The organism is Rossellomorea sp. FS2, from assembly GCF_047915635.1.
Lineage (GTDB): Bacteria > Bacillota > Bacilli > Bacillales > Bacillaceae_B > Rossellomorea > Rossellomorea marisflavi_A.
Genome location: NZ_JBLRVS010000005.1, coordinates 43,476 through 51,229, shown reverse-complemented (window position 1 = coordinate 51,229; position 7,754 = coordinate 43,476). Strand labels below are relative to the sequence as shown.

Annotated in this window: 6 protein-coding genes; 1 reads left to right on the top strand and 5 read right to left on the bottom strand. The window is 52.8% G+C overall.

Going from position 1 to position 7,754, the window contains the following annotated elements; translation table 11 throughout:
- Positions 1-78 precede the first annotated feature (78 nt).
- The gene (locus ACNA6I_RS16715; protein ID WP_416313795.1) at positions 79-354 is read left to right on the top strand and encodes a hypothetical protein; all 276 of its coding nucleotides are present in this window, start codon (positions 79-81) and stop codon (positions 352-354) included.
- 972 nt (positions 355-1,326) lie between these two features.
- Here ACNA6I_RS16715 and ACNA6I_RS16710 read toward each other — a convergent pair.
- From ACNA6I_RS16710 to ACNA6I_RS16690, 5 genes are all read right to left on the bottom strand, one after another.
- Entirely contained in the window at positions 1,327-2,706 is a 1,380-nt protein-coding gene (locus ACNA6I_RS16710; RefSeq protein WP_416313794.1) for a Glu/Leu/Phe/Val family dehydrogenase, read from the bottom strand.
- A 125-nt stretch (positions 2,707-2,831) separates the two neighbouring features.
- Positions 2,832-3,824, bottom strand: coding sequence for an aldose epimerase family protein (locus ACNA6I_RS16705; protein WP_053073027.1), 993 nt, complete (start codon positions 3,822-3,824; stop codon positions 2,832-2,834).
- A gap of 12 nt (positions 3,825-3,836) precedes the next feature.
- Positions 3,837-5,324, bottom strand: a complete 1,488-nt coding sequence (galT, locus tag ACNA6I_RS16700; RefSeq protein ID WP_416313793.1) for a UDP-glucose--hexose-1-phosphate uridylyltransferase — start codon at positions 5,322-5,324, stop codon at positions 3,837-3,839.
- Positions 5,321-6,325: a UDP-glucose 4-epimerase GalE gene (gene galE / locus ACNA6I_RS16695; protein ID WP_048013218.1), complete on the bottom strand. Its 1,005-nt coding sequence runs from the start codon at positions 6,323-6,325 to the stop codon at positions 5,321-5,323. Before galE ends, galT begins: the two co-directional genes overlap by 4 nt.
- Entirely contained in the window at positions 6,322-7,500 is a 1,179-nt protein-coding gene (locus ACNA6I_RS16690; protein ID WP_048006574.1) for a galactokinase, read from the bottom strand. Before ACNA6I_RS16690 ends, galE begins: the two co-directional genes overlap by 4 nt.
- Positions 7,501-7,754: the final 254 nt, after the last annotated feature.

Genomic DNA, 7,754 nt, shown 5'->3' with positions numbered 1-7,754 from the left:
GCCGCCTAAGCTTCAATGCGCTCTTGGTTAAGAGTAAAACAAACCTTATGTATTTGGTACAAGCTCAAATATTAGAGATTGATAGACCTTGAGGGTGCCTGCTTGGGGAAGGATGATGAATGCACGGAAGATTTAGCATGGAATCTGGATTCAATGGCCGATAAGGACGCTCCTTTTCGCTGCGGCGGCTCGCTTTCCGGCGGGAGGCAGTTGAGCCGCTTCGGCTGCGCCTCCAGGGTCTCAACCTTGCCTCTTTTTCCGCAGGAGTCGAGCCGCCTCCGCTTCAATACGCTCTTGGTTGGGATGATGGTGGCCATTCTTTATGGGGAGAGACCTTTCGTGCGGATAGCCTAACGGGAAAGAACGAGTTTCAGAGATCTTAACCTATTACTTTACTAAAATATTTTATCTGCATCTAAAAAAGGAGAGTGAGTCTCGGACAGAGTTACTTACCCTATCCTGGAACGCCCCCCATCACTTCTCTACCTTATTAAATTAATCCAGGAGCTGGATGCAATCAGGGCCACTCACCCTATTTTTACCAAAAAGTGCAGTGTAGCGAAGGACGGCCGCAGCGGAATGGAGCGATCCCATCTTTCCACTCCCTACATTCCAATTTCAATAAAGGGGTGCCCGCAATCAGAACCATTCACCCTACCTTTACCGAAGAGTGCAGTGCAGCGGAGGCCGGCCGACTCCGAAGGGAATAGAGTGCGGGAGAGATCCCGCAGGTACGAGGAAGCTCGACCCACTCCCCTCGGAAAGCGGACGGCCGCAGCGGAACGGAACAAACCCATCTTTCCTCTCCCTCCATCCCACTTTCAAAAAAGAAGGGTAGTCTGCGGATAGAATCACTCACCCCATCTTCACCAAAAAGTGCAGTGCAGCGGAGGCCGACCGACTCCGAAGGGAATAGAGTGCGGGAGAGATCCCGCAGGCACGAGGAAGCTCGACCCACTCCCCCCGGAAAGCGGACGGCCGCAGCGGAACGGAACAAACCCATCTTTCCTCTCCCTCCATCCCACTTTCAAAAAAGAAGGGTAGTCTGCGGATAGAACCACTCACCCCATCTTCACCAAAAAGTGCAGTGCAGCGGAGGCCGGCCGACTCCGAAGGGAATAGAGTGCGGGAGAGATCCCGCAGGCACGAGGAAGCTCGACCCACTCCCCTCGGAAAGCGGACGGCCGCAGCGGAACGGAACGCACCCATCTTTCCTCTCCCTCCATCCCACTTTCAAAAAAGAAGGGTAGTCTGCGGATAGAACCACTCACCCCATCTCTACAAACCAAAACAAAAAGAACCCCTACCAAAGGGGTCTCTCCTCCATCAGTACAGCTTCCCCTGCCGATACAGCACGGTGGACAGCTTCATGACGGAATGAATATAGCAATTCTGCCGCAGGGAGAACGGGTCGCCGAAGAACATCGGAAGCACCGTATCGAACGTATGCGTCATCTTTTCATACAGCATCTTGAACACTTCTTCCTCCGAATAAAACTGCGTCTCCCGGCCCTGCAGCCACTCGAAGTACGACACGATCACCCCGCCGGCATTCGCCAAGATATCCGGGATGACAATGACACCGCGGTCATTGAGAGAAGCGTCGGCCTCCGACTCAATCGGGGCATTCGCTCCTTCAACGATGATATTCGCCTTCACTTTTTCCACATTATCCTTATGGATTTGGTCTTCCAGCGCGGCCAGGATCAGCACATCCAACTCGAGATAGAGCACGTCGTCTCGGTCGTGGACCTCGGCTTTGACCTCTGCTTCCTCCAGGGCCACCTCTGTATCAGGCAGATCGCCGCGGTTCTTCTGGGCGTATTCGATGAGACCCGGTATGTCGAGTCCGTCTTCATTGTATAGCATCACATTCCGGTCGCTGACGGCCACGACCTTGATGGACAGGTGGGTGGACTGATGCGCTTCGAGGGCCGCGACCGATCCCACATTTCCGAATCCCTGGACGGCCACTTTCAAGGGGCGGTCTTCATGTTTCAACAGATTTTTGGCGAATAGGCCATCGTTTTTCGTCAGGAAGCTTTTCTTATCCTTCATGAAGTCATGGAGAAGATACTTCAATGAAAAGAATACCCCTTTCCCGGTTGCTTCCCTCCTGCCGAGGGAGCCCCCGTTCACGACGCTTTTGCCCGTGAAGCTCCCCCTGTATGGGTGCCCGGGGCGGATGCTTTTGTATTCTGCCATCATCCAGTCCATCTCCCGCTCCCCGGATCCCATGTCGGGCGCCGGGATGTCTTTGTCGGGACCGAGGATATCACTGAAGTATTGGACATATTTCTTTGAGATCAGATGAAGCTCCTTCTCGGAGTAGTCCCTCGGATCAAGGAGGATGCCCCCTTTCCCTCCTCCGAACGGCACGTCATGAAGGGCATTCTTCAGGGTCATGAGGGAAGCGAGATTCTCCACTTCCTCTTCATTGACGGATTCATGGAAGCGGATCCCTCCCTTATAAGGACCGAGGGCATTGTTATGCTGCACTCGGAATGCAGGGATCCTTTCGACACGGCCGTCCTCGAGGGCGATCCTCAGGAAGGACTTATGTATATGATTGGGGGTCGACAGGATCGAGGTGAGGGAGCTGAATGCCTTCTTCCTCGATTCACCCTTCACCCCGGGTAAAAATGATTCATCTTCAAGCAGTGCATCCAATGATTTTTGAACGATCTTCCTTGTTTGACTGATCACGCAATCCCTCCCAGTATGAAAATGCTTTCTTTATCACCTTCCCCTCCAGTATATGTTAAAAACATTTCAAGCTCAAAAAGATGGAAGCGCAAAAAAAGAGTGCGCCGACACAGCACACCCTCCGTTCAATCCTGAAGCATAAATCGATACCTGGTCCTTGCCCGGTACTCTCCGCCCGCTCTGACCATGATAGTCGGGAAATCGGAATGGTTCGGGGCATCAGGATAGCCTTGGGCCTCAAGAGCAATCCCGGGATGACGGCTACCATCTCCACCAGCAAGCTGAGCCCCCTCCAGATCGGTACCCGTATAGACAATGACGACAGGCTGATCCGTTTCAATGACCACTTTCCTCCCAGAAGCGGGATGATGCAAAGAGATTTCTTCACTGAAGTGCTCATCAAGCAGGAAGGGATGATCGATGTCGGGTCTGTTTTCCGAAAACGGCCCTTCAAACCGGAAGCCTCCTTGTGACAGGGGAAGGATATTCCCGGTGGGAAGCTGCTCATCGTCAAGCTCCAAAAACCTCTTGGATTTCAACCGAAGCTCGTGATCGGTACTATCGGAGCGGGGATCGCCGCTCAGGTTGAAATAGCTGTGATTTGTCAGATTGATCGGGGTATCTTGATCCGGGATGGCCAAATAAGAAAGGGTGAGTTCATCCTTGTCGGAAAGGGTATACGTGACCTGGATCATGACGTTTCCGGGGTAACCGCCTTCCCCGTCTTCACATGCGACCTCCAACGTCACAGAATTTTCCGTCACTTCTTTCTCCGACCACACCTTTTGATTGAGTCCGTTCCATCCTCCGTGTAAATGATTTTCCCCTTCATTGCGATCAAGCAGGAATTCGTTGCCCTCATACGAATATCGGGCTGCGGATAGGCGACCGGCCACCCGGCCGATCATCGCCCCGATACAATACTCATCCCTGCGGTACCCTTCAAGGGAATCGTAGGAGAGCACGACATTTGCACGATTCCCTTCATGGTCCGGCATCATGATCGAGGAGATGATGCCGCCATAGGTCAGGATGGATACCTTCATGCCCGCGGCATTTTCCAGCGTGTATTCAAATACCGCTTCTCCGTTGTGTTCGCCTATTTCATTTTTCATCATGCGTATCCCACCTTATTCAAATTGAGCCATGAACCGCCGGAATGCTTGCATCCCTTCTTCTGTCCACTTAAATACCCCCGCATCCTCCAGCACCCTGGAGAACTTTTTCCCCAGTTCTTCCTTGACGATCGACGCTGAAGTGTCTTCAGTAATCTCTTCACCACGCCTTTCCCGGATCTCCCTTACCCATTCCCGGTGATGGGCAGGAGCCTTTTCCACATTTCCATGAAGGGCATCCTCCACCAGTGAGAGCTCTGTTTTCAGACGTGCCGGGAGGACGGCCAGCCCCATCACCTCGATCAGGCCGATGTTTTCTTTTTTGATATGATGGACATCTTCATGGGGATGAAAGATGCCTGAGGGATGCTCATCACTTTTCCGATTGTTGCGGAGGACGAGATCAAGCTCATATCGCCCATCCCGCTTCCTGGCAATGGGGGTGATGGTATTATGGGGTTCTCCATCTGTGGATGCGAAGATACCTACGGAAGGATCACTATAGGCCCTCCATCCCTGCAGGATATCATCTGCGGCATCGAGGAGCGGTCCCGCTTCATCTGCGCTCAGCCTCACGACCGACATCGGCCACTTTACGATGGCGGCACGGACGGACGGATGGGACGTAAGAGGATACGTCGCCTCTTCCTCCGCTCTTGCCATGGCAAATTCGTAACGTCCACCCTGATAATGGTCGTGGGAAAGGATCGAACCTCCCACAATCGGCAAGTCGGCATTGGAACCGGCAAAATAATGCGGGAATTGCTTCACGAAATCCAGGAGCCTCCCAAAGCCATCGCGGTTGATTTCCATCGGTCGATGCTCCTCTGAGAGGATGATGCAATGCTCGTCATAATACACATACGGCGAATACTGAAGCATCCAGTCCTCCCCGCCGAGACCGAGTCTGATCATGCGGTGATGGGCTCTCCCGGGATGATCCAACCTGCCTTTATATCCTTCGTTTTCTACACAGAGGAGGCACGCGGGGTAACGGTGATCGTGCTTCGGCAACAGCCGTTCCCTCGCGATCTGGGCAGGATCTTTCTCCGGCTTCGACAGATTGATGGTGATGTCGAGTTCACCATACAGACTATCTACCTTGTAATGGACATTTTGGGCAATGCGTTTCGTCTGGATGTAATTGCTCAGGCGGCTCAACTTATAGAAATAGTCCGTCGCCCGGATGGGATCTTCCCTGTAGAGGGTGCGGAATTGGGCATTCACTTCGGACGGCTTCGGCATGAAGCAGTCCATCAGCTCAGCCATCAACACCTCTTCCCCTCCCGGCTCGATGACCCCTTGATCCAGGGCTTCCGCCGCAAGGGCGGAAAGCAGATCGGGGATGTCCATTTCCGTATCCACTCCCCCTTCTTCTACATAGGAATCCCGGTCAAGGACGGCGAGGAGCCGGTTCCTGACGTATACCGTATCTTCTTCCCTTATGAGTCCCGCTAAAAACCCCTTACCAACGAGGGAATGGAGCAGGCGATTGATCGTCATGAAAGATCAGCACCTTTCTGATCGTTATATCCACGGGGATGGCCCTTATGCCATTCCCACGCGTCTGAGATGATCCGTTCGATGGTCGTCCTGGAAGGAGTCCATCCAAGGACAGACCGTGCTTTGTCAGAAGAAGCGATCAGCCTTGCAGGATCGCCCTTCCTTCGCGGAGCAACCTTCTCCTGGATCTGCCTCCCCGTCACCTGCCGTGACGTTTCAATGATGTCCTTGACGGAAAACCCCTGGCTGCTCCCGAGGTTGAAGATCCCACTCCCGTTGCCTTCTTCGAGGTAGCGGATCGCAAGAAGATGGGCATCAATGAGATCTTCTACATGAACGTAGTCCCTGATACATGTTCCATCTGGAGTGTCATAATCGTTCCCGAAAATCGAGATGCTCTCCCGCTGCCCCAGTGCCGTCTTCAGTACCAGCGGGATCAGATGCGTTTCGGGATCATGATCCTCCCCGATCGAACCACCGGCTCCCGCCACATTGAAGTAGCGCAGGGATACATAGCGGATCCCGTATGCTTCATCACACCAGCGCATGAGTTTTTCCATGGCCAGCTTCGTTTCGCCATACGGATTGGTCGGTCGCTCCGGCATATCCTCTGTAATCGGGACACGTTCCGGCTCTCCATACGTCGCAGCCGTCGACGAGAACACGATATGCTTCACGCCCGCCTCCTTCATCACATCCAGGACCACACGGGTACCCGAGACGTTATTATCCCAGTATTTAAGCGGCTCCGTCACGGATTCCCCAACCAGGGAAGAGGCGGCAAAATGAATGACCGCTTCCACGTCTTCCCGATGGAATACCGATGTCAAAAATGACTGATCCCTTATATCCCCCTCATAGAATCTCGCTTTCTCGCTTACCGCCTCTCGATGACCTGTTACGAGGTTATCTACGACTGCCGTGTCATATCCTCTTTCCACTAACGCCTTGACGGCATGGGACCCGACGTATCCCGCTCCTCCTAGTACCAAGATGCTCATACGATCACCCTCCCTTTCCATTCTTTGGCGCCATCTGCGCTTTCTGCTGTAAAAAATGATGCCTCATATCCTATCACTCTCTTATATTCATCCCCTACCGACCGGACAAACGCCTGAACATGATCATTCTCCACGAGGGCAATGGCACACCCTCCGAACCCTGCACCCGTCATCCTCGCCCCGAGTACACCGGTTTGTCTCCATGCCGCCTCCACAAGGACATCCAGTTCACGTCCCGTCACATCGTAGTCTTCTTTCAGGGAGACGTGGGATTGATTCAAGAGCTGCCCGAATTCAGCTAATCGATGCTGATTCAACAGATGGAACGCCTTCACCGTGCGGACATTCTCTGATACCGCATGCCGGGCCCTTTTTTTCAGGACGGCATCCGGGATGGCATGCTCGTACTTCTCGAACTCACCAAGGCTCAAATCCCCGAGGCTCTCGATCCCGACAATCCGTCGCAGATAAGACAGTGCCTCCTCACACTCCTGCCGGCGCTCATTGTACTTGGAAGAAGCGAGCTCCCGGCGCTTATTCGTATTCACGATGATAAGGCTGTGCCCTTCAAAGGGTAACGGAGCATATTCATGTTCAAGGGACTGGACATCCAGAAGGATCCCATAGCCTTCCCTTCCCATGCCGATAGCAAACTGATCCATGATCCCACTGTTCACACCGATAAAGTCGTTCTCCGTCTTCATGCCCAGCTGCACCAATCGGATCCGATCCACATCGAGGTGAAACAACTCCTGTAAAGCCACCCCCGTCACAAGCTCAATGGATGCTGAAGAAGACAATCCCGCTCCGTTGGGAAGATTTCCGTAGAATAAGAGATCGATACCCGTTTCCAACCGATGCCCATCCTGTATAAGGGAAGCCATCATCCCTTTTGGATAGTTGGCCCATCCATCGCTTTTATCATAGTTCAGGTCATCAACAGAGAACGTGATGATCCCCGCTTCGGAAAAGTTCAGGGAATGTACCCTGACCAGCCGGTCTTTCCGTTTCTTCGCTGCCACATATGTGCCGAGACTGATGGCACAGGGAAACACATGGCCTCCGTTATAATCAGTGTGCTCGCCTATCAAATTGACCCGGCCCGGAGCAAAGAACACCCGGTCTGCCGCGGACCCAAACACCCGTTGAAAATCGTTCAGTAATTCCACCCTGATCCCCCACTTTCACGCACAATAGAAATCGCTTTCATTTAAATCATAAATGAAGTCGGGTAAAAGCGTCAATTTATTTTAGTAAAACTTTTACTAATCGAGTCTTTAGAACGATGACGGCAAATGGGGGAAGAAGAGAATAACGGCATCCGGAAATCAGGATACCCCTTCCTATTCAAACTATAAACAGAGCCTGGGACAAACGTGTTTCAGTCATAGTAAAACCCGAATTCACTTGCCTGCGATCAAGCAAGTGA